This window comes from Streptomyces sp. BRA346 (assembly GCF_052851135.1).
Genome location: NZ_JAIWIH010000002.1, coordinates 1 through 23,010, shown reverse-complemented (window position 1 = coordinate 23,010; position 23,010 = coordinate 1). Strand labels below are relative to the sequence as shown.

Genomic DNA, 23,010 nt, shown 5'->3' with positions numbered 1-23,010 from the left:
ACGGCTCAGTCCCGCTGAGCGTCCTTGGGGAGCTTGCGCCACTTCACCTGGGTGTCGGCGTCGTAGGCGAAGTCGAGCATCTTCTGCGCGTCCGGGTAGCGGTCCGCGGCGTCGTTGAGGATGACTCCCACGACCGTGCGGCCGTCGCGCTTGGCGGCGAACACCAGACAGGGACCGGCAGGGGTGGTGGTCCCGGTCTTGACCCCGACCGCGCCCTGGTACGAGCCCAGGAGACGGTTGGTGTTGTCCCAGGAGTAGTACCGGGTGCGGCCGTTGGCCGCCGGTGCCTCCTGCTCGGTGGACACCGACTTGACGACCTTCTGGAAGGTGGCGTTCTTCATCGCCCGCTGCGTCAGCTCGGCCACCTCACGGGGCGTCGAGTAGTTCCCGCTGCTCGCCGAGACACCGTCGAAGGAGTCGTAGTGGGTGTTGGTGAGCCCCAGGTCCTCCGCCTTGGCGTTCATCTTGGAGACGAACGACTTGGTGCGCTCGGCCACGGTGTCGCCGCTGCCGAACGTGTCGGCCAGCGCCATCGCCGCGTCACAGCCCGACGGGAGCATCATCCCGTACAGCAGCTGATTGACGGTCAGCTTGTCGCCGGTTTGCAGGTCCGCCGTGCTGGCTTCGGACTTGGACACGTAGTCCCGGTAGTCCTCCTTGACGGTGACCTGCTTGTCGAGATCCACATTCTTGGTCTCGAGTACCACGAGCGCGGCCATGATCTTCGTAGTGCTCGCTATCGGACGCTTGGTGTCGGCGCCCTTGGCCATCAGTTCCTCGCCGGAACCGGTGTCGAGCAGATACGCGCCCTTGGCGCTGACCTCCGGTGGTTCGGGTGAAGCCTGGGCCACCGCCACCGGGACCACGATCGCCACGGCCACCGTGGACGCGACCGCCGCCACCTTCCAGCGACGGGTCACGGTTCCACGACGTTTATGCATTCGCCCTCCGTTTCAGTAGAACATCGATTCGGCGAGCGCATCGTCTCACTGTGCGCAGCCCCAGGTCAGCCCGGGGGTGTCGGACCGTCAGCCCCCGCTGTGGGCACACTCCGAGTTGTCGCCCCCGCTGCGGCACTGGCCGTACGTGCCGGAGTAGCCGGAACCCGGCGCGGGGTCGGGGTGCGCGGCGCGGTACTCCGAGGACCACCACAGGAGCGTCGCCCCCAGCAGGGCCAGCGTCGCCAGGCACTGGACCGTCGCGGCGAGCGGGAGCCGCCCGCCCCGGACCAGCCCGAACGCGATCAGCCCGGCGATGACGGTGACGATCCCCAGCCCGATGACCGGGCCCATGTCCACGCTCACCTCCTCGCCGTCCGCGGCATCGCTCCACGCCGCGAGCCCCGCGGCGAAGAAGGCGGCGAACGCCACGGCGGCGTCCAACACCAGCAGAAGCACCGCGAGCAGCAGATCGACGGCCCAGGGGATCCTCCGGTCCGCTGAGCCCTGAGGTGGCACGGTCGATGTCATACGCGTAACTCTGCCCACATGAGAGCGCTCCCGCATGAGTACGCGTACCTAGTGCTGCACCGCCGAGGTTTTGGCCGGGTTGCCCGGACATCGGTCACCGGTCGCCGTGGATCGAACACCAGGTTCTGCCGAGCGAGCGGGAGCAGGCGGCCGCGGAACAACGCGGCGATGAAGCGCTCCAGGTCGGCGGCGGTGGAGACCATGCCTCCCTCGGCCCACGGATACGGGCTCTGCTCGGTCACGTTCTGCCCGTCGACGTACACCTCCACATGCGGCGAGGGAATCGTCGGGTCGTCGGCGGCGGGCAGGCTGGTGTGGCGGCCGGGTGGTCCTTTGCTTCACACAGGAAGTCTTCGGGCGTGACGGACTTCAGCTGCCATCCTGATCCGTCGGCCGGGCCGGGGGTGGTTTGGGCAGGCCGCTCGTGTGGTCGAGGAGCTGGCGCACGGTGACGCGGTCGTACGCCTCGGGGAGCGCGTGGGGGACGTACCTCCGCACCGGTGCGCCCAGGCCAATCCGGTGCTCGGCGGCAAGCTGGAGAAATCAGCGCGCCCGCAACGATGTCGCGGCACCGCTCAGGGGCAGCGGCTCGCGAGGACGCAGAACTCGTTCCCCTCCGGGTCGGCCAGCGTGACCCAGCTTTCCTCGCCCGTCTGGCCGACATCGGCGTGGCGAGCCCCCAGGTCGAGCAGGCGGCGGACCTCTTCGTCCCGCTCCCTGTCGGTGGGGTTGACGTCGATGTGGAGCCTGTTCTTGGCGGTCTTGCCCTCGGGCACGCGCGCGAACGTCAGCGTCGGCGGCACGGGGCCACCGCGGTTCCTGCCCTCGGGCACCGCGGGGGAGCCGATGGTGACGAGTCCGTCCTCCTCGTCCTGCACCACGTAGTCGAGAACCGCGCACCAGAACCCGGCGAGGGCGTCGGGATCGGCACAGTCGATCGCAAGCTCGGTGAACTTACTGGCCACGTCGGGACCTCCCAGTCGCGTAGCGGGCTCACGCCCTCTGACCGGAAGTCTGCCGCACTCCCCACGGAACGGGAGGAACGGGCGTTCGGATCGACACGGACCGCATACCCTACGCAGGACCGCACCGCCCGCCCCTGCCCGTTCGACGTTCGAGGAGAACACCGATGCCCGCCGATGGCCAGACCCCGCAGAGACTCGGCTTCGCGCCCGAGCAGATCAACACGGGTCGGCCGCACCCCGCCCGCATGTACGACTACTACCTCGGCGGCAAGGACCACTACTCGGTGGACGCGGAGGCGGCCGAGGAGGTGTTACGCCGTACGCCGCAGGTGCGCGACAGCACACGGGGGAACCGGGCGTGGATGCACCGTGCGGTGCGGTACCTGGCGGAAACGGCGGGGGTGCGGCAGTTCCTCGACCTGGGCACGGGGGTGCCCACCTCACCCAATCTGCACGAGGTGGCACAGCGGGTGGATCCGGCGTGCCGGGTGCTGTACATGGACAACGATCCCATCGTCCTCGCTCACGCCGGTGCCCTGCTGACGTCCGGACCCGCGGGCCGCGTGGCGTACCGGCACGGGGACCTGCACCAGCCCGCGGCGGTGCTCGGCGAGGCGCGCTCGGCGGGCGTCTTCGACTGGGACCGGCCCATCGCGCTGATCCTCTCCGCGATCATGCACTTCGTCCCGGACGAGGCGGACCCCGCGGGCCTCATCCGTACGTACTGCGACGCTCTGCCGGAGGGCAGCTATCTGGCGATGTCCCACGCGACCGGCGACTACTCCCCCACCACCTCCGCCGGGGCAGCCGTCTACGCCGAGCGCAACGTCGCCGCGCCCATGGTGCTGCGCGGCTACGCCGACGTCCTCCAGCTGTTCGACGGCACGCGTCCGGTGGAGCCCGGAGTCGTACGGCTGCCGGAGTGGCATCCCGAACTCGGCCCCGCGCCACGGCCCCAGGACGGGCTGGGCTACGACCCGGAGCGGGTGTGGGCCTACGCCGGGGTCGCCAGGATCCGCCCCCGAGGGCTGGCCTGACGTCCCCCCGCCACCTCACCAGCGGACGGCGGCGAAGTCGACCGGACGGGGCCGCAGCAGTCGGGTGCGCCCTGCCAGGGCCCGCAGCCGCAGGGACATCTGATCGGTGGTCAGGCGGTGGCGGTCGCCGTGGCCCGGCAGGACCCATGCGAAACGCAGCCGCCCGGCCACCCTGTCCAGAGAGCGGGCCAGTTCCTCGATGGAGTACCAGGTCACGCTGTCCGCCACGGCCAGATCACCGGTCGTGCGCGACCAGTAGAAGCTGTCGCCGCTGAAGCAGTACCGGCCATCGGCGAGGTAGAGCACGCTGCCCCGGGTGTGGCCGGGCAGCGGATGGACCGTGACGCCCTCGGCGATCTCTCGTGGCTCGGTCCCCCGGATCACCTGGTCCGCGTCCGGTGCGGCGTCGAGGTCGCCCTCGTGGATCCACAGCCGGGCGCCGAAGTGGTCCGCGTAGCGGCGGCCGTGTGCGGCGTGGTCGCGATGGGTGAGCAGCACATCGGTGATCGGGCCCGACTCCGCGTACCGCGTGGCGAGTTCGCGGCTCCACCGAGGGGTGTCGACCATCATGGCCGTACCGGACGGCCGGAGGAGCAGGTAGGAGTTGGCCCCGGCGGTGTGCGGGGAGTTGTGCCCACAGATCATGACGGCGTCGTCCAGGGCCATCGGGAAGGGGTCCAGCGCCGGGTCCGGCCGTCCGGACGCCGGGCGGATCGAGCGCGTGGGGCAGGCGAACACGGCGGCGTGGAGGAGCCGTGTCTCCGCCGCGTCCTGCGGCTCCCGCAGGATTCGCGACTTCCCCTCGTGCTCGTCGATCAGTCCGGGCGCGAGCTGGCGGGCCGCATCGCAGTTCGTACAACGGTCGTCCACGAACCAGCCATCCATGGCGGGACTCCTTCCGGGGAAGTTCAGGGGAGGAACGGCCCGGACCGGGGCCGTCCCTTTCAGGGGTACCCCACCCGGAACCGGAATCGGTAGGCCCTGCCGATCTTGTATTTCCACCCCCGGGCCACTCTCACGGCCCGACCGCGTGGAGGAGTTTTGGGATACTTCAGCGGGATATCGTCGTCAGGTGACTCCCCCGGGCTCGCGGCCCTCGGCCGTGGCCGCGGCCCGCTTGCGCGCTCGATACGCCGCCGCCTTGACGCGGTTGCCGCACTCGTCCATCCCGCACCAGGTGCGCCGGGTGCCGCGCGAGCGGTCGAGGTAGATGCGCGTACAGCCACCGCGCCCGCACTCCTTGAGGCAGGCGTCGGGGTCGGCGAGCACGGCGATGGCGCTCCGGGCGATGTGGGAGAGCACCGCCGGGAGGTCTCCCGATATCCGCAGTCCGGCGTCGCGGAGTTCGAGCGTGGGCACCGGTCCGGCGGCCGTGGTGTTGACGATCTCGAGGCTGCCCGGGTCGAAGGATCGCCGGAGCACGCGATCGAGGGCGAGCCGGTAGATCGCTTCTCGCAGCGAGAGCGCCGATTCGAAGGTTGCGACGTCGACCGTGACCCGGTCGGGGAGCGCATCGCATTGGGCCACCCACCGTTCGAGATCCGCGGGCGCCGCCAGGACATCGACGGGCTCCTCTCGGCGCGACCGGACGGTGCCTGCCAGATCGAGGGCCGGGTCGCCGCTCACAAACGCGAAATCCACGTCACCATCTTGACCGGTGACGCAGCCGGTGACAAGGTCGTCACCTGTTGAACCGGTGACACCGGCACGACCACAGGAGCACGACCACGGGAGGGCGCATGGCCGAGATCCGCGACATCGAGGTCGTCGTCTTCGACGTCCTCGGCACCCTGGTCGATGAACCCGGCGGGCTCCGCGCGGCCCTGCGCGATGCGCTGCCCGCGTCCGACGACGACACTGTCGACGCGCTGCTCACCATGTGGCAGCAGCACGTCGAGCGCGAGCAGCAACGCATCGCGCAGGGGCACCGCGCGTACGCCAACACCGAGACCATCGACACCGAGGCCGCCGGACACGTGGCCGACCATGCCGGACTCACGGATCCGGCAACCATCGCCCGACTGGCCACGGCGGGGCAGCGGCTGCCCGCCTGGGGCGACTCCGTCGCCGGGCTCGAACGGCTCGCGCGACACGTCCCCGTGTTCGGGCTCTCCAACGCCGGCCGCACCGCTCTGCCGCGGCTCAACGCACATGCCGGGCTGCGCTGGCACCAAGCCCTGTCCGCCGAAGCCGTCTCGGCGTACAAACCGGCGCCGGAGGTCTACCGGCTCGCCATCGACACCGCCGGATGTCCGCCGGAGCGCGTGCTGATGGTGGCCGCCCACGCCTGGGACCTCCGCGGAGCCCGGGCGGCGGGCATGCGGACCGCCTACGTCCGGCGACCGGCCGGGGATCCGCCGACCGGCTCCGATGTCTTCGACGGGCGGTTCGGCGGGCTGGACGACCTGGTCACCGCGCTGACGACGCGGTAGTCGGCCCCCTACGGCCGAGGTGGCGCGCTGGTGTCCCGTATCACCAGCTTCGGGTCCAGCACCGCCTCCCGCGGCTTCTCCGACGCACCGCCCTCCAACCGCTCGACCGCGAACCGCACCGCGTACCGGGCCATGCGCACGGCGTCCTGACGGACCGTCGTCAGCCCCACCGGCATCACATGCGACAGATGGCTGTCGTCGTAGCCGACCACCGACACCTCGCCGGGGACGTCGATGCCCGCCCGCGCCAGCGTCAGCAACAGGCCCATCGCACAACGGTCGTTGCCCGCGAACACCGCCGTCGGCAGGGGGTGCCCGCGGTCCCGCTCGGCCACGAACAGGGGTCCCGCCGCGATGCCCGACTCCTCCGTAGGGGCACCGGGAATCACCCGCATCGCGGAGTCGAGCCCGTGGCGGCGCATCGCGGCGCGGTAGGCGCGGCGGCGCTCCGCCGAGCCCGGGCCCCGGCCGCCGTCGATGTGCACGATGCGGCGGTGGCCGAGCTCCACCAGGTGGTCCAAGGCCTGACGGACCCCCTTGCCCTCCGAGCTGCGGACGCTGTCGACCCGGGCGCCCGGTACGCGGCGGCCGACCGAGACGGCGACCGTACGCCGCCCCAGCGCGTCCAGGTCGGCCCTCGGCGCGTCCGGGCCGGGCAGGATCACCGCGATGCTCTCCGAGATCTTCCCGACGCGCATGCGCGGGTTCGGGATGGGCATCGCGGCCGTGGTGCTGTGGCTGACCAACTTCGCGATCGGCCTGGTCTTCCCGTCGCTGGTGTCCGCGCTGGGGATCTCCAACACCTTCTTCCTCTTCGTGGCCGCGGGAGTCCTCTCCCTCGCGTTCGTGAAGGCTTACGTCCCCGAGCCCCGGGGACGCACGCTCGAAGTCCTCGAAGCGGAACTGCGCGCCCGCTTCTCCTGACGTCAGGCGCCGACCTGACGTCAGGCGCCGACGTAGGCCGCCAGGTGCTCGCCGGTGAGGGTGGAGCGGGCGGCGACGAGGTCGGCGGGGGTGCCCTCGAAGACGATCCGGCCGCCGTCGTGGCCCGCACCGGGGCCGAGGTCGATGATCCAGTCGGCATGCGCCATCACCGCCTGGTGGTGCTCGATGACGATGACCGACTTGCCGGAGTCCACGAGCCGGTCGAGCAGGCCGAGCAGATGCTCGACGTCGGCGAGGTGCAGCCCGGTGGTCGGCTCGTCCAGGACGTAGACGCCGCCCTTCTCGGCCATGTGCGTGGCCAGCTTGAGCCGCTGCCGCTCACCGCCGGACAGCGTGGTGAGCGGCTGGCCCAGGCTGAGGTAACCGAGCCCGACGTCGGCGAGGCGGCCGAGGATGCGGTGTGCGGCGGGGGTACGCGCCTCACCGGCGCCGAAGAACTCCTCGGCCTCGGCCACCGACATCGCCAGCACCTCGCTGATGTCGCGGCCGCCGAGGCGGTGGTCCAGCACCGACGCCTGGAACCGCTTCCCCTCGCACTCCTCGCAGGTGGTGGAGACACCGGCCATCATCGCCAGGTCGGTGAAGATGACACCGGCGCCGTTGCACTGGGGGCAGGCGCCCTCGGAGTTGGCGCTGAACAGCCCCGGCTTCACGCCGTTGACCTTGGCGAACGCCTTGCGGATCGGCTCGAGCAGCCCGGTGTACGTCGCCGGGTTGCTGCGCCGGGAGCCGCGGATCGCGCCCTGGTCGATCGCCACCACCCCCGCCTCGGCGGCCTCCGGGCTGCCCACCAGCGAGCCGTGCATGAGCGAGCTCTTGCCCGAGCCCGCCACGCCGGTGACGGCGACCAGCACGCCGAGCGGGATGTCGACGTCGACGTCGCGCAGGTTGTGCGCCGTCGCGCCGCGGATCGGCAGCGTGCCGGTGGGTGTCCGCACCGCCTTCTTGAGGGCGGCCCGGTCGTCGAAGTGGCGGCCGGTGATGGTGCCACCGGTCCGCAGCCCCTCGACGGTGCCCTCGAAGCAGACGCTGCCGCCTGCCGTACCGGCGCCGGGGCCGAGGTCGACCACGTGGTCGGCGATCGCGATGGTCTCCGGCTTGTGCTCCACGACGAGCACCGTGTTGCCCTTGTCCCGCAGCCGCAGCAGCAGGTTGTTCATCCGCTGGATGTCATGGGGGTGCAGCCCGATGGTGGGCTCGTCGAAGACGTACGTGACGTCGGTGAGCGAGGAGCCGAGGTGGCGGATCATCTTGACGCGCTGCGCCTCGCCACCCGACAGCGTGCCCGACGGCCGGTCGAGCGAGAGATAGCCGAGGCCGATCTCCCCGAACGATTCGAGGGTGTGCTGGAGCGCGGTGAGCAGCGGTGCCACCGAGGGCTCGGAAAGGTCGCGCACCCATGCGGCCAGGTCGCTGATCTGCATCGCGCAGGCGTCGGCGATGTTGATTCCGCCGATCCGTGAGGACCGGGCCCCCTCGTTGAGCCGGGTGCCGTCGCATTCGGGGCAGGAGGTGAAGGTGACCGCCCGGTCCACGAACGCCCGGATGTGCGGCTGCATCGCCTCCCGGTCCTTGGCGAGGAACGACTTCTGGATCTTGGGGATCAGCCCCTCGTAGGTGAGGTTGACGCCGTTGACCTTCACCTTGGTCGGCTCGCCGTAGAGGAAGGCCTGCATCTCCTTCTTGGTGAACCTGCTGATCGGCTTGTCCGGGTCGAGGAAGCCCGACTGGGCGTAGAGCCCCACGGTCCACACGTTGTCCGACTTCCAGCCGGGGATGGTGAACGCGCCCTCGGAGATCGACTTGGAGTCGTCGTAGAGCTGGGTGAGGTCGATGTCGGAGACCGCGCCCCGGCCCTCGCAGCGCGGGCACATGCCGCCGGTGCGGCTGAAGGTCGCCTTCACCGCCTTGGTGTTGCCGCGTTCGACCGTGATCGCACCGCTCGCCCGGACCGAGGGGACGTTGAAGGCGAACGCGCCGGGCGGACCGATGTGCGGCTGCCCGAGGCGGCTGAAGAGGATGCGCAGCATCGCGTTGGCGTCGGTGGCGGTGCCGACCGTGGAGCGGGGGTCGGACCCCAGCCGCTGCTGGTCGACGATGATCGCGGTCGTCAGCCCGTCGAGCACGTCGACCTCCGGCCGGGCCAGCGTCGGCATGAACCCCTGGACGAAGGTGCTGTAGGTCTCGTTGATCATCCGCTGGGACTCGGCGGCGATGGTGTCGAACACCAGCGAGCTCTTGCCCGAGCCGGAGACACCGGTGAACACCGTCAGCCGGCGCTTCGGGATCTCGATGCTGACGTCCTTGAGGTTGTTCTCGCGCGCGCCGTGCACACGGATCAGGTCGTGGCTGTCGGCGATGTGCGGCGCAGGCGACTGCGTGTCCGTCTTCGTGGTCATGCTCATCGTGTCTCCATCTGTGGGGCGGGGCCGCCTGCGCGGTCCCGTCGGCGTCGCCTGGCGCGGCCTGACCGGCTTCGAGCAGTATGTCGCGCTCTCGTGCGACCGCGCTTCTCCATCTCTGATCGCTCTCTGGTCGGTCTCTGATCGGCCTCTGATCGGTTCCTCGGTCGGCCCGACCTCCGCTTCGGGGTTGCCGTTCGGTGCTCTCCGGGAGAACACCGGGAAGCCGCTGGGTGACATGTTCGCCCCAGCCCTCTGACGAGGGATTTCCGGCACAACCCCCTCCACCGGCGCCCCGTCTAAGCGGGTGATCATCCACCAGTTACCCGAAGGGTTACCTCCGCATGGCTCAGCACAGAATCCTCGCCACCGCCGCGCTCGCCCTCGCGTTAGGCGGCGCCACGCTCTGGGCGCCCGCCGCCCACGCGGACACGGCGGCCGCGGCGACCCGGGCCACGCTCTCCCACGAGGACGGCGTGCTCTCGTATCTGGCCGCCGCCGGACAGACGAACCAGGTGACGGTCTCCACCGAGAACATCGACGTCGACCCCTCCCAGTTCGGCGGCGACTTCCTCATCACCTTCCGCGACCAGTCCGGCATGGGCATCGACGCGTCGGCGGCGCAGTGGGACGCCTGCACGTACCCCTCGGCGGCCGATCACACCGTCGTGCAGTGCATCATCGCCGAGCCCCTGGGCTCGGACGACTCGACCACCTTCGAGCTCTTCCTGGGCGACGGCGCGGACACCGCGACGGTCGACGGCAAGGCGGGCACGATCGCCGCGCTCCGCGGCGGCGCCGGTGACGACGTCCTCAAGGGCACCGGGCAGAACAGTTTCCTGGGCGAGGACGGCGACGACCGCATCGACGGCGGCGACGGCATGGGCGTCCGGGGCGGCGAGGGCGATGACACCATCGCCGGCGCCTGCTCGTACGAGTGCCGCGGCGACGCCGGGAACGACACCCTCACGGGAACCGGCGACGCCGACAACCTGTACGGCGACGACGGAGACGACATCCTGCGCGCCCGGTCCGAGGACGACTACGTATACGGCGGCAAGGGCAACGACACGCTGTACGGCGAAGACGGCAACGACACGATGTACGGCAACAGCGGCAACGACACCCTGTACGGCGGCAAGGGCACGGACACGCTCTCCGGTGGACCCGGCACCAACAAGGTGTACCAGGACTGACGGACGAGCCGTCACCGAGGCCGCGGCGGTCACCGCCGCGGCCTTCGCCGTGTTCATGACCCCCCAGGACCATGCCCTCTGGGCCCGGTGCGTGACAGGTGTCTACAACAAAATACCCTGTTTCTCTACGGCTTTGGCCTTTCCGTGATCCGAGCATCGGACACAAGGAATTCATCGCTCCGCAAAGACATGACCGGGCTCCTTCCCGGAAACCACAGGATCCTGGCACTAAGATTTCCCTAGGAATACCTGCAAGGGGTGTTCAGCGGCGTCACGCCGAATATCCTACCGCCCGGATAGTGACCGAATGAAGGTCGCGCACTTCCAGCATTGACGAGTCCGTTCCGTTTCCCGGCCTGCCGGAAAACGGGACCGGCTTCGTGATCAAAGATGCCGACAGGGGGAAGCTCAACAGTGTTGGTGGAACGAAGAAAATTACTGGAACAGCTCGACGATCTCCTGATGCAGTCCGCGCGGGGCAGGGGGGCCATTGCCGCGGTCAGCGGTTCGACGGCGATGGGCAAGACCACGGTGCTCAACGCGCTGGCGGAACGGGCCACCGCGGCGGGCAGCACGGTGCTCGGTGTGGTGAGTTCGCCGCACGAGCGCGACGTCCCGTACAGCGCGCTCGCCCAGCTCTTCCACGCGATCGACGCGCGTTCCGTCCCGCCGGTGGCCCAGGGCGACTCCCTGGCCGTCGCGCACCACACGTACCAGGTCGTCGCCGACCTGGCGGCCCGGCGTCCGCTGCTGATCACCGTGGACGACATCCAGCACACCGACACGGCCAGCCTCTCCTGTCTGCGCTACGTGGCGCAGCGCCTCAACCGGCTTCCTCTCGCCCTGGTGTTCACCCGCGGTGTCTCCGTCGAGGAGCAACCGCCGCGCATCCTGCACGACCTCCTCTACCGGACGAGCGTGCGCCGCTTCCACCTGGGACCGCTCTCGCGGGCGGGCGTCAGGGAGCTGTCACCGACCCCGCCCGCGGACCGGTTCATCGCCGAGATACACACCCTGAGCGGTGGCAATCCGCTGCTCGCCCAGGCCCTCATCGAGGAGCACCGGCTGCGCGCCGCGCCCGAATCCGCGGCGGGAGCGACCGCGTCGGAGGGTGACACGACCGCGCCGCTCCCCGACGGAGGGGTGGCGATCGGGCCCGTCTTCCAGCAGGCGGTCCTCGCGTATCTGCACCGGATCGGCCCGCGCGCGGTCCTGCTCGCCCGGTGTGTCGCGCTGCTGGACGAGGCGGCCACGCCGCTGCTGCTCAGCCGGTTGAGCGGCATCGACACGGAACTTCTCAAGCGCTACCTCCGGTTGCTCACCGGCATCGGCGTGCTGAACGGCGCGCGGCTGCGGCACGCGGGCGTCCGGCAGGCGGTCCTCGGCGAGATGCCCCACGGCGAGGCGACGGAGCTGCGGTACCGCGCCGCCCGCCTGCTGTACGACAGCGGGGCGCCGCCCCAGCCGGTCGCCGCGCAACTGCTCGGCGCCGGTCCGCTGCACGAGGACTGGGTGCTGGACGTGCTGCGGGACGCCGCCTCCCAGGCCCTGAACGAGGGGGACGTCCACCGGGGCATCCGGTGTCTGGAGCTGGCCCGCGAATGCTGCGTGGACGAGGGGCAGCGGCTGGCGGTGAAGTCGCAGTACGCCTGCGGTCAGTGGCAGTTGCGCCCCGCCGACTCGGCCCCGCACTTCCTGGCGCTCAAGGGACCCATCGTCGAGGGGAAGCTGACGGGTGACGACGCGCTGTGGGCCGCCGAGGGCATGCTGTTCCACCTCGACTTCGACGAGGCGCTGGTGGCCGTCGACCATCTCAACGACGGCGACGAGGAGATGGCGACCGCGCTGCACGGCACGCGGATGCTCATGGCCTCCGAGGTCCCCGGTGTGCTCGACCGGCTGAGCCGTCCGCTGCCGGACACCGCCGCTCCGGCCATGTCCCACTCGGAGCTGCGCGCCCGACACGCCCTGGCCCTGGTGTTGGAGCGGGGGGCCGACGAGTACGCCATCGCCCTGGCCGAGCAGGTGTTCCAGAGCAGGCAGAACGCGGTGACCTCGCAGCTCAGCAGCCTGCCGAAGGCGCTGCTCGCCCTGTGCTACGCGGATCGGCTCGACGCCGCGGCCAAGTGGCACGACCATCTGGCGGGCGACGCGGGGCGCCATGACGCCCCGGCGTGGCGGGCGCAGATCGCCTGCGTCGGCGCGCTCGTGTCACTGCGGCGCGGACGGCTGGCCGACGCCGTGCGCCAGGCGGAGACGGCGTACGCCCGGCTGTCCGGGCCGCGGTGGAACGTCAGCAGCGCGCTGGCCCTGGCCATACTGGTCGAGGCGCACACCGCGATGGGCGATCACCAGGCGGCAGCCGGGTACCTGGCGCCGGAGCCGCCGCCGGAGCTGTTCCTGACCCGCGCGGGGCTGCACTATCTGTACGCGCGCGGCCGCCACCACCTCGCCACCGGCAACACGTATCTGGCGCTGTCCGACTTCCAGGGGTGCGGCAGCCTGATGCGGCGCTGGAACGTCGACACGCCCGCCGTGGCGCCCTGGCGACTGGGCGAGGCGGAGGCGTGGCTGCGGCTGGGCGACCGGGAGCGGGCGGCCCGGCTCGTCGAGAAGCAGCTCGCGAGGCCGGACACCGGGCTCGCCCGGTCGCGCGGGATGGCGCTGCACGGCCTGGCCCTGGTCCAGCCGACCGCTCAGCAGCCCCCCGTTCTGCGGGACGCGTTCCGCCTGCTGGAGAGCAGTGGCGCACGGTACGAGGCGGCCGCCGTGCTGGCCGACCTGAGCCGGGCGTACCAGCAGCTGGGGGACAAGCGGGCCCGTCCGACCGCGCGGCGGGCGTGGCGGCTCGCCAAGAGCTGCCAGGCGGAACCCCTGTGCCAGGAGTTGCTGCCGACGTCCATGCCACGGAGCATCGGCACACGCGGGGGCGCGGGGGCCCGCGAGGGCGACCGTACGGACCAGGGCGGTTTCGGCGGGCTGAGCGAATCCGAGCGGCGCGTCGCCATGCTGGCCGCCCAGGGGTACGCCAATCGTGAGATCGCCGATCGGCTGTTCATCACGGTCAGCACCGTGGAGCAGCATCTGACCCGCGTCTACCGCAAGATGGGCATCAGAAACCGCGAACAGCTGCTCCAGGGAGCGCACGCCGTCAGCTACGAGTCCGCCTGATCACGTCCGTCATGCCTCCGCCGTGCCGCGGCGGGGGCCGTCGTCCGCCCGCCCCGTTTCCCGACGGGGCGGGCGGACTGCTGTCGGTTCCGTCGCGTCCGCCGTCGCCCAGTGCGTCGTCGCCCAGGACACGGGCAGAAGGGCCCTAGGGGGCTCTACGGGTAGCTAGGGGCGGGTGGCGGAGCCGACGATCGACCCTCAGGACGAACGCCAGCCCGGCGTTTTCGACAGCGCGCGATGAGGGAGGCACTCGCCACCATGACGAGTGATCTTGTTCACGGTACTGATGCCATCGCAATCACCGGCGTGTCGTGCCGCCTCCCCCAGGCGTCCGACCCCGGTGCCTTCTGGGAGTTGCTGCGCGCGGGCCGCAGTGCGATCACCGAGGTGCCACCGGACCGCTGGGACCCGGACGCGGTGCTGCCGGACGAGGACGAACGGCATCGGGCCGGGCTGCGCCACGGCGGATTCCTCGACCGGGTGGACGCGTTCGACGCGGCGTTCTTCGGCATCTCCCCGCGCGAGGCGGTGGCGATCGACCCGCAGCAGCGGCTCTTCGCCGAACTGGCCTGGGAGGCGCTGGAGGACGCGGGCATCGTCCCGGAGACGCTGCGCTCCACCGCGACGGGCGTGATGGTCGGGGCGATCGCCGCGGACTACGCGGCGCTGGCGCAGCGCGGCGGCGCGATCACCCAGCACTCGCTGCCCGGGCTGAACCGCGGTGTCATCGCCAACCGGGTCTCGTACGCGCTGGGTCTGCGCGGCCCGAGCCTGGCGGTCGACACCGCGCAGTCGTCGTCGCTGGTGGCGGTGCACCTGGCGGTGGAGAGCCTGCGCAAGGGCGAGTGCACCCTGGCGCTGGCGGGCGGTGTGGCGCTCAACTTCGCGCCGGAGAGCGCCGAGGTCGCCGGGCGGTTCGGCGGGCTGTCGCCGGACGGGCGCTGCTTCACCTTCGACGCGCGGGCCAACGGCTATGTGCGCGGTGAGGGCGGCGGGGTCGTCGTACTCAAGCCGCTGGTGGACGCGGTGCGCGACGGGGACCCGGTGTACGGGGTCATCCTCGGCAGCGCGGTCAACAACGACGGCGCCACGGACGGGCTCACCGTGCCCAGCGCGGAGGCGCAGGCGGCGGTGGCGCGGCAGGCGTGCGAGGACGCGGGGGTGGACCCGGCGCAGGTGCGCTATGTGGAGCTGCACGGGACGGGCACGCCGACGGGCGATCCGCTGGAGGCGGCGGGCGTGGGCGCCGCGTACGGCAGCGCACGGCCCGCGGGCTCGCCGGTCCTCGTCGGCTCGGCCAAGACCAACGTGGGGCACCTGGAGGGCGCGGCGGGCATCGTCGGGCTCATCAAGACGGCGCTGAGCATCCGCCACCGGGAGATCCCGGCGAGCCTGAACTACGAGAAGCCGCACCCCCGCATCGACCCCGAGGCGCTGAACCTGCGCGTCCGGACCGCGTGCGGCCCGTGGCCGGACGCGCCGCTGCTGGCCGGGGTGAGTTCCTTCGGCGTGGGCGGAACGAACTGCCACGTCGTGCTCGGCGAGGGGCCCGAGGAGAGCGCGCCGGACGCTCCGGAGAGCGACGAACCGGGGATCCCGCTGGCGCCGTGGCTGGTGTCCGGACGTACCGAGGCGGCCCTGCGCGACCAGGCCGGACGGCTGCGGGAGCGGCGGGCTGCCGACGGCGACGGGGCCGTGGACGCGTACGACATCGGCTGGTCGCTCGCCCGCACCCGCACCCACTTCGAGCACCGCGCCGTGGCCCTCGGGCTCGACCATGACGCGCAGCTGGAGGCGTTACGGACCGGGGCCGAGCTGCCCGGGCTGGTCACGGGGGTCACGGGCGACCACGGCAAGGTGGCGCTGGTGTTCCCGGGGCAGGGCTCGCAGTGGGAGGGCATGGCGCGCGAGCTGCTGCGTACGTCCGCGGTGTTCCGCGCGTCGATCGAGGCGTGCGACGCGGCGCTCGCCCCGTACGTCGACTGGTCGCTGCTGGACACGCTGACCGCCGAGTCCGGCGCGCCGTCCCTGACGCGCGCGGATGTCGTCCAGCCGGTGCTGTTCGCGGTGATGGTGTCGCTGGCCCGGGTGTGGGAGTCGCTGGGCGTGCGGCCGGACGCGGTGGTCGGGCATTCGCAGGGCGAGGTTGCCGCGGCGCACATCGCGGGAGCGCTCAGCCTGGAGGACGCCGCCCGGGTGGTGGCGCTGCGCAGCCGGACCATCATGACGCTGGCGGGCACCGGGGCCATGGCGTCGGTGCCGCTGCCGGCCGACCGGGTCGCCGCGTACATCGCCCCCTTCGGCGAGGGCCTGAGCATCGCCGCGGTCAACGGGCCCGGCACCACGGTGGTGGCCGGGGCCCCGGAGGGGGTGGCCGCGCTCCTGGCCCGCTGCGAGGCGGACGGGATCCGGGCGAAGGCCGTCCCCGCCGTGGACTTCGCGTCGCACTCGCGGCACATGGAGGCCATCCGGGAGCGGTTGCTGGAGGAGCTCGCGGGGGTGACGCCGCGTTCGTGTGACATCGCGTTCTATTCGACGGTCACCGGAAGCGCCATCGACACCGCCGGGCTGGACGCCGGGTACTGGTACACCAACCTCCGTCAGCCGGTTCTCTTCGAGGCGACGCTCCGGGCCATGGCGGAGGCGGGGTTCGGCACGTATCTGGAGTCGAGCCCGCATCCCGTGCTCACGCTCGGGCTGCGGGAGACGCTGCCGGAGGCGCTGGTCGTGGGGTCGCTGCGGCGGAACGAGGCGCCGTGGCCGCCGCTGCTGACCTCACTGGCGGAGCTCCATGTGCACGGGCTGTCCGTGGACTGGTCCGCCGTCTTCGCGGGGCGGGCGCCGCGTCGCGTGGCGCTGCCGACGTACGCGTTCCAGCGCGAGCGCTACTGGCCGGAGGTGTCCGCCGCGTTCGAGCCCGCCGCGCGGACGGCCGTCCCCGATGCGGAGGTCGAGCGCGCGCGGGGCGCCGCGGCGGACTCCGGGACGGCGACGTGGGCGGAGCGGCTCGCCGGGCTGCCGGAGGACGAGCGGAGCCGTACGGCGCTGGAGCTGGTGCGGCTGCGCACGGCCATCGTCCTCGGCCACCTGAGCACGGACACGGTGGACGTCGACCGGGCGTTCCGTGAGCTGGGTATGGACTCCACGATGGCGGTCCAGCTGCGCCAGAACCTGGCGGACGCCACCGGGCTGGCGCTGCCGGAGACCGTCGTCTTCGACCACCCGAGCCCGGCCCGGCTGGCGCGGCAGTTGTGCGAACTGGCCCTGGGCGAGAGCGTGTTGCCCGTCGTTTCGTCCGCTGTGCGGGCGGTGGACGCCGAGGACCCGATCGTGGTCGTCGGCATGGCCTGCTCCTACCCGGGGGGCGCCGGTTCGCCCGAGGAGCTGTGGCGGCTGGTCGACGGCGGCGTGGACGCCATCTCGGGGTTCCCCTCCGACCGGGGCTGGGACCTGGACGCGCTGTACGACCCCGAGCCCGGTGTGCGGGGCAAGACCTACACCCGGCACGGCGGGTTCCTGGAGGACGCCGCCGAGTTCGACGCGGAGTTCTTCGGCATCAGCCCGCGCGAGGCCACCGCGATGGACCCGCAGCAGCGAGTGTTGTTGCAGGTCACCTGGGAGGCGTTCGAGCGCGCCGGGATCGATCCGGGCACGCTGCACGGCAGCCGCACCGGGGTGTTCGTGGGCGCGATGTCCCAGGAGTACGGCCCGCGGCTGCACGAGGGCGACGACGGGCTGGGCGGCTATCTGCTCACCGGCAACACCGCGAGTGTCGCCTCGGGACGGCTCGCCTACACCTTCGGGCTCGAAGGCCCGGCGGTGACGATCGACACGGCCTGCTCGTCGTCGCTGGTCGCGATGCACCAGGCGGTGCAGGCGCTGCGCGTCGGGGACTGTTCGCTGGCGGTGGCGGGCGGCGTCACGGTCATGGCGACCCCGGGCATGTTCGTGGAGTTCGGGCAGCAGCGCGGGCTGGCCGCGGACGGCCGGTGCAAGTCGTTCGCGGCCGGTGCCGACGGCACGATCTGGGCCGAGGGCGCGGGCATGGTCCTGCTCGAACGGCTCTCGGACGCCCGGGCCAACGGGCACCCCGTGCTGGCCGTCATCCGCGGCTCGGCGGTCAACCAGGACGGTGCCAGCAATGGCCTGACCGCGCCGAACGGCCCGTCGCAGCAGCGCGTCATCACCGCCGCGCTGGCCGCCGCCGGGCTCACCCCGGACCAGGTGGACGCCGTCGAAGGCCACGGCACCGGCACGACGCTCGGCGACCCCATCGAGGCGCAGGCCCTGCTCGCCACCTACGGACAGGGGCGCGAGGAGCCGCTGTGGCTGGGCTCGCTGAAGTCCAACATCGGCCACGCGCAGGCAGCGGCGGGTGTCGGCGGCGTCATCAAGATGATCCAGGCCATGCGCCACGCCACCCTGCCCCGAACCCTCCACGTCGACGAGCCCAGCCCGCACATCGACTGGACCACCGGCAACATCCAGCTCCTCGCCGAGGCCCGGCCCTGGCCCGAGAGCGGCCACCCCCGCCGCGCCGCCGTCTCCTCGTTCGGCATCAGCGGCACCAACGCCCACCTCATCCTCGAAGCCCCGCCCACGCCCGAGGACACAGAGGACCAGTCGGAGCCGGACACCCTGCTCCCGTGGGTGCTCTCCGCCAAGTCCGAGCAGGCGCTGCGGGACCAGGCCCGGCGGCTGCGCGGCCACCTGGCCGGCCACCCCGGCCTCCCGCCCGCCGCCATCGGCCGCTCCCTGGCCACCACGCGCGCCCACTTCGCCCACCGGGCCGCGGTGGTGGCGGCCGACCGCGAGGCGTTCGACCAGGCCCTGGACGCCCTCACCCGCGGTGAGCCGTCGCCCGCGCTGGTGCGCGGCACCGCCCGCCCCGGCAGGACCGCCTTCCTGTTCACGGGGCAGGGCAGCCAGCGCCTCGGCATGGGCCGGGGGCTGTACGAGGCGTTCCCGGTGTTCGCGCGCGCCTTCGACGAGGTGTGCGGCATCCTCGACCCCGCGGTGCGCGAGGTGATGTGGGGCGACGAGGAGGCGCTGCACCGCACCGAGTTCACCCAGCCCGCCATCTTCGCGGTGGAGGTGGCGCTGTTCCGGCTGCTGGAGTCCTGGGGCGTACGGCCCGACTTCGTGGCCGGTCACTCGATCGGCGAGCTGGCCGCCGCACATGTCGCCGGGGTGTTCTCGCTGGATGACGCCGCCGCGCTGGTCACCGCCCGGGGGCGGCTGATGGGGGCGCTGCCGCCCGGCGGGGCGATGGTGGCGGTCGAGGCCACCGAGGACGAGGTGGCGCCGTATCTGACCGAGCGGGTGGACCTGGCCGCCGTCAACGGCCCCACCTCCGTGGTGCTCTCGGGCGCCGAGGACACCGTCGCCGCGGTCCTCGAACGGCTCGGTGAGCGCAGGACGAACCGCCTGACGGTGTCCCACGCGTTCCACTCGCCGCTGATGGACCCGATGCTGGACGACTTCCGCTGGGTCGCCCAGACGGTGACGTACGCCGAGCCACGCATCCCGATGGTGGCGGACGGCGACGTGGCCACCGCGGAGTACTGGGTGCGGCATGTGCGCGGGACGGTCAGGTTCGCCGACGCGGTGACCCGGCTGGAGGCCGAAGGCGCCACCCATTACGTGGAGTTGGGGCCCGACCGGGTCCTCACCGCCATGGTCCGCCACAGCCTCACCGACCCCGACGGCGCCGTCCTCGTCCCCACCCTCCACCGCGACCGCGACGAGTCGCAGGCGCTGCTGGGCGCCCTCGCCCGGCTGCACACCCACGGCGTCGCCCTCGACTGGGCCCGCCTGTTCGGCGACACCCCGCCCCCGGCCGTCGACCTGCCCACGTACGCCTTCCAGCGCGAGCGCTACTGGCTGGAGGCGCCGAAGCCCACCGTGGGCGCCGACGGCCTGGGGCTGACGGCGACCGGCCATCCGATCCTGACCACCGCGGCCGAACTCCCCGACCCGGGCGGTCTGCTCCTGACCGGCCGGGTGAACGCCACCACCCCCGGCTGGGCGGCCGACCACGCCGTCTTCGGCACGCCCGTCATGCCGGGCGTGGCGTTCGTGGACATGCTGCTGCACGCCGCGAGGCAGGTGGGGTGTGCTCGCGTCGAGGAGCTCACCCACCACGTCTTCCTGGCCCTGCCCGAGCACGGCGCCCTCCAGCTGCGGGTCCTCGTCCGGGCGGCGGACGACGCGGGGCGGCGGCCCTTCGCCGTCCACTCACGGCCCGAGGACGCCCTGCCGGGCACCGACTGGACCTGCCACGCCACCGGCGCGCTCGGCGCCACCACGGAATCCCTCAGCGCCCCCGACGACGCGGCCTGGCCCCCGGCCTCCGCCGAACCCCTCGCCACCGACGGGTTCTACCGGCGGATCGCCGACGCCGGTTTCGGCTACGGCCCGCTGTTCCAGGGGCTCAAGGCCGCCTGGCGGGACGGTGACGATGCTCTGTACGCCGAGGTCACCCTGCCCGCGGGCACGGCCCCGGGCCCGTACGGCGTCCACCCCGGGCTGCTCGACTCGGCGCTCCATCCACTCGCCCTGGCCGCGGGAGACTCCGACGACGGCACGCTCCAAGTCCCGTTCTCGTGGAGCGGTGTGGCCCTCCACGCGACCGGCGCACGCGCCCTGCGGGTCCGGCTCGCGCGCCTCGCGCCCGATGCGGTCGCGCTGCGGGTCATGGACTCCGCCGGGGCGCCGGTCCTGACCGTCGACTCCCTCGTCCTGCGCCCCGTCGGCGCCGAGCAGCTCGCCGCGGCCCGGCCCGACCACGGCGGCGCGCTCCACGAGGTGACCTGGCGGGCGGTGGCCACGCCACCGGACGCCGCCGTGTCCGCCGAGGGCGCGGGGTGGGCCGTGGTCGGGGACGCGGGCGACCGGCTGGTCGCGGCGGCGCTGGCCGCGCTCGGCCCCGCGGCCGAGGCGTACCCGGACGCCGACGCCCTGCGCGCGGCGCTGCGGTCCGGCGCGGCCCGGCCGGAGACGGTCGTCGCCCGGTGCGCCGGGGCGGCCGAAGGCGGCGCCGACCCGGCCGAGGCGGCACACGCCGCGACGCGCCACGCCCTGGACCTGCTCCGGACGGTCCTGGCCGACGGCGCGCCGGACACCCGCCTGGTGGTCCTCACCGAGGGTGCGGTGTCCACCGAGCCGGACACCGGAAGCGGTGCCGATCCGGCCGCGGCCTCGGTGTGGGGCCTGATCCGCTCGGCCCAGACCGAGCACCCCGACCGGTTCACGCTCCTCGACGTCGACGGCTCGCGTGCCTCCGACGAGGCCATCGAGGCGGCCCTGTCCACCGGGGAACCCCAACTCGCCGTACGGGAAGGCGGGTTACGTGTCCCCCGCCTCACCCCGCTCGCGTCGGAACCGCCTCAGCCCGCCGCCGCATTCGACGCGCGACGAACGGTGCTCATCACCGGCGGCACCGGCGCCCTCGGCGCACTCCTCGCCCGGCACCTGGTCACCCGGCACGGTGTCAGAAGGCTGCTGCTGACCAGCCGTAGCGGCCCCGACGCGGCGGGCGCCCTCACCGACGAGCTGACCGCGCTCGGCGCCGACGTTACCGTCGCCGCCTGCGACGTCGGCGACCGCGAGGCCCTGACCGCGCTGCTGGCGACGCTGCCCGAGGACCATCCGCTCGGCGCGGTGGTGCACTGCGCGGGCGTCCTGGACGACGGCGTGGTCACCGAACTCGACCGGGACCGGCTGGGTACGGTGCTGCGCCCCAAGGCCGACGGCGCCTGGAACCTCCACCTGGCGACGCGGGACGCCGACCTGACCGCGTTCGTGCTGTTCTCCTCCGTGGCGGGCACCCTGGGCACGGCGGGACAGGCCAACTACGCCGCCGCCAACGCGTTCCTCGACGCGCTCGCCCACCACCGCCGCGAACAGGGTCTGCCCGCCATCTCCCTCGCCTGGGGTCTCTGGGCGGAGGACGGCGGCATGGGCGGCACCCTGGACCGGCGGGGCCTGGCCCGGATGAGCCGCGAGGGGCTGGCGCCGATGCCCACCGCACGGGCGCTCGCGCTCTTCGACGCGGCCCTCGCGACCGGGCGCTCGGCGCTCGTACCCACCGGGCTCGATCTCACCGGCGCACGCGCCCAGCGGGCGTCGAGCCCGCTGTCCCCGCTGCTCGCCGACCTGCTCCCCGCCCAGCCCGCGCCCGCCGACCGGGCGGGCGACACCGGCCAGGACACCTCGCTGCGCGGTCGGCTGGCCGGGCTGCCCGAGGCCGAACAGCGCGACCTGCTGCTGGACGTCCTCCGCCTGCACATCGGCACCGTCCTGGGCCACAGCTCGCCGCCCGCCATCGACCCCGGAACGTCGTTCAAGGACCTGGGGTTCGACTCGCTCGCGGGCATCGAACTGCTCATCGTCCTGGGCGAGGCGCTGGGGCTGCATCTGCCGTCCACCATGCTGTTCGACCACCCCACGCCCGCCGCCCTGATCACCCACCTCAGGGACGAACTGGTCGGTGACGCCCCGCTGCCGGTGGCCCCCGCCGAGGCGACGGACACCGCGAGCACCCCGCGCGCCGCCGACACCGCGGCCGCCAAGGGCACCGCGCCCGCGCCCGCCACGGACGACGGCGAGCCGATCGCGGTCATCGGCATGGGGTGCCGTTTCCCCGGTGGGGCGAGCACACCGGAGGAGCTGTGGCGGCTGGTGGCCGAGGGCCGCGACGCGGTCGGTGCGTTCCCGGACAACCGGGGCTGGAACCTCGACGACCTGTACGACCCCGACCCCGATGTGCGCGGCAAGACCTACGCCCGCGAGGGCGGCTTCCTCTACGACGCGGCCGAGTTCGACGCCGAGTTCTTCGGCATCAGCCCCCGCGAGGCCCTCGCGCTCGACCCCCAGCAGCGGCTGCTGCTGGAGACGGCGTGGGAGACCTTCGAGGACGCGGGGCTGCGCCCCGACACCCTGGACGGCAGCGCCACCGGTATCTTCGCGGGAGTCGTGACCCAGGAGTACGGCTCCCTCGTCCACGAGGGCAGCGAGCCCGTCGACGGCTTCCTGCTGACGGGTACGACGGCGAGCGTGGCGTCCGGGCGGGTGGCGTACACCTTCGGCTTCGAGGGCCCGGCGGTCACCGTCGACACCGCGTGCTCCTCCTCGCTGGTGGCCCTCCACATGGCCTGCCAGTCGCTGCGGAGCGACGAATGCTCCATGGCCCTCGCCGGTGGCGCCACCGTGATGGCCAACGCCGGGATGTTCCTGGAGTTCAGCCGCCAGCGCGGGCTGGCGCCCGACGGCCGGGCCAAGTCCTACTCCGCGGCCGCCGACGGCACGATCTGGGCCGAGGGCGCGGGCATGGTGCTCCTCGAACGCCTCTCCGACGCCCAGGCCAACGGACACACCGTCCTGGCCGTCATC

12 protein-coding genes and 2 pseudogenes are annotated in these 23,010 nt (G+C 72.5%); 6 read left to right on the top strand and 8 right to left on the bottom strand.

Annotation, left to right across the window (positions count from 1 at the left end; translation table 11 throughout):
* Positions 1-5 precede the first annotated feature (5 nt).
* The 4 genes from LCH29_RS01905 to LCH29_RS01890 all read right to left on the bottom strand — a co-directional run bounded on the left by LCH29_RS01905 (position 6) and on the right by LCH29_RS01890 (position 2,434).
* Entirely contained in the window at positions 6-941 is a 936-nt protein-coding gene (locus tag LCH29_RS01905; RefSeq protein ID WP_446459906.1) for a D-alanyl-D-alanine carboxypeptidase family protein, read from the bottom strand.
* Positions 942-1,028: 87 nt separating this feature from the next.
* Positions 1,029-1,469: a DUF6234 family protein gene (locus LCH29_RS01900; RefSeq protein ID WP_446459905.1), complete on the bottom strand. Its 441-nt coding sequence runs from the start codon at positions 1,467-1,469 to the stop codon at positions 1,029-1,031.
* Positions 1,470-1,838: 369 nt separating this feature from the next.
* Positions 1,839-1,967 carry a serine hydrolase gene (locus LCH29_RS01895; RefSeq protein WP_446459904.1) on the bottom strand — a complete coding sequence of 43 codons (129 nt, stop codon included), beginning with the start codon at positions 1,965-1,967 and terminating at the stop codon, positions 1,839-1,841.
* Positions 1,968-2,044: 77 nt separating this feature from the next.
* Positions 2,045-2,434, bottom strand: coding sequence for a VOC family protein (locus tag LCH29_RS01890; protein ID WP_446459903.1), 390 nt, complete (start codon positions 2,432-2,434; stop codon positions 2,045-2,047).
* Between the two features lie 164 nt (positions 2,435-2,598).
* Between LCH29_RS01890 and LCH29_RS01885 the strand changes: the two genes are divergently transcribed.
* Complete coding sequence (locus LCH29_RS01885; protein WP_446459902.1) at positions 2,599-3,471, top strand: SAM-dependent methyltransferase; 873 nt, start codon at positions 2,599-2,601, stop codon at positions 3,469-3,471.
* A gap of 15 nt (positions 3,472-3,486) precedes the next feature.
* On the opposite strand, the gene LCH29_RS01880 is transcribed toward LCH29_RS01885, so the two are convergent.
* Both LCH29_RS01880 and LCH29_RS01875 read right to left on the bottom strand, forming a co-directional pair.
* Positions 3,487-4,356: an MBL fold metallo-hydrolase gene (locus LCH29_RS01880; RefSeq protein WP_446459901.1), complete on the bottom strand. Its 870-nt coding sequence runs from the start codon at positions 4,354-4,356 to the stop codon at positions 3,487-3,489.
* Between the two features lie 183 nt (positions 4,357-4,539).
* The gene (locus tag LCH29_RS01875) at positions 4,540-5,112 is read right to left on the bottom strand and encodes a CGNR zinc finger domain-containing protein (protein WP_446459900.1); all 573 of its coding nucleotides are present in this window, start codon (positions 5,110-5,112) and stop codon (positions 4,540-4,542) included.
* A gap of 98 nt (positions 5,113-5,210) precedes the next feature.
* On the opposite strand from LCH29_RS01875, the gene LCH29_RS01870 reads away from it, so the two are divergent.
* Positions 5,211-5,903 carry a haloacid dehalogenase type II gene (locus tag LCH29_RS01870; protein ID WP_446459899.1) on the top strand — a complete coding sequence of 231 codons (693 nt, stop codon included), beginning with the start codon at positions 5,211-5,213 and terminating at the stop codon, positions 5,901-5,903.
* An 8-nt stretch (positions 5,904-5,911) separates the two neighbouring features.
* Here LCH29_RS01870 and LCH29_RS01865 read toward each other — a convergent pair.
* Positions 5,912-6,571, bottom strand: a pseudogene (locus LCH29_RS01865) (LacI family DNA-binding transcriptional regulator); the annotation flags it as partial.
* 1 nt (position 6,572) lies between these two features.
* On the opposite strand from LCH29_RS01865, the pseudogene LCH29_RS01860 reads away from it, so the two are divergent.
* Positions 6,573-6,827, top strand: a pseudogene (locus LCH29_RS01860) (MFS transporter); the annotation flags it as partial.
* A gap of 20 nt (positions 6,828-6,847) precedes the next feature.
* Here LCH29_RS01860 and LCH29_RS01855 read toward each other — a convergent pair.
* Positions 6,848-9,253, bottom strand: a complete 2,406-nt coding sequence (locus LCH29_RS01855) for an ATP-binding cassette domain-containing protein (protein WP_446459898.1) — start codon at positions 9,251-9,253, stop codon at positions 6,848-6,850.
* A 341-nt stretch (positions 9,254-9,594) separates the two neighbouring features.
* Here LCH29_RS01855 and LCH29_RS01850 point away from each other — a divergent pair, with 341 nt between their 5' ends.
* The 3 genes from LCH29_RS01850 to LCH29_RS01840 form a co-directional block, all read left to right on the top strand.
* Positions 9,595-10,446 (top strand): calcium-binding protein, encoded by an 852-nt coding sequence (locus LCH29_RS01850; protein WP_446459897.1) that lies wholly within the window; start codon positions 9,595-9,597, stop codon positions 10,444-10,446.
* 390 nt (positions 10,447-10,836) lie between these two features.
* On the top strand, positions 10,837-13,617 hold the full coding sequence (locus LCH29_RS01845; protein ID WP_446459896.1) for an AAA family ATPase: 2,781 nt from the start codon (positions 10,837-10,839) through the stop codon (positions 13,615-13,617).
* Positions 13,618-13,854: 237 nt separating this feature from the next.
* On the top strand, positions 13,855-23,010 hold a 9,156-nt coding region (locus LCH29_RS01840), incomplete at its 3' end, for a type I polyketide synthase (RefSeq protein ID WP_446459895.1).

Bases quoted from the DNA above. Each gene is read 5' to 3' on its own strand.
- LCH29_RS01870 (WP_446459899.1), top strand. From the start codon at position 5,211: ATGGCCGAGATCCGCGACATCGAGGTCGTCGTCTTCGACGTCCTCGGC.
- LCH29_RS01850 (WP_446459897.1), top strand. From the start codon at position 9,595: ATGGCTCAGCACAGAATCCTCGCCACCGCCGCGCTCGCCCTCGCGTTA.
- LCH29_RS01880 (WP_446459901.1), bottom strand. From the start codon at position 4,356: ATGGATGGCTGGTTCGTGGACGACCGTTGTACGAACTGCGATGCGGCC.
- LCH29_RS01905 (WP_446459906.1), bottom strand. From the start codon at position 941: ATGCATAAACGTCGTGGAACCGTGACCCGTCGCTGGAAGGTGGCGGCG.
- LCH29_RS01855 (WP_446459898.1), bottom strand. From the start codon at position 9,253: ATGAGCATGACCACGAAGACGGACACGCAGTCGCCTGCGCCGCACATC.
- LCH29_RS01900 (WP_446459905.1), bottom strand. From the start codon at position 1,469: ATGACATCGACCGTGCCACCTCAGGGCTCAGCGGACCGGAGGATCCCC.
- LCH29_RS01845 (WP_446459896.1), top strand. From the start codon at position 10,837: ATGCCGACAGGGGGAAGCTCAACAGTGTTGGTGGAACGAAGAAAATTA.
- LCH29_RS01885 (WP_446459902.1), top strand. From the start codon at position 2,599: ATGCCCGCCGATGGCCAGACCCCGCAGAGACTCGGCTTCGCGCCCGAG.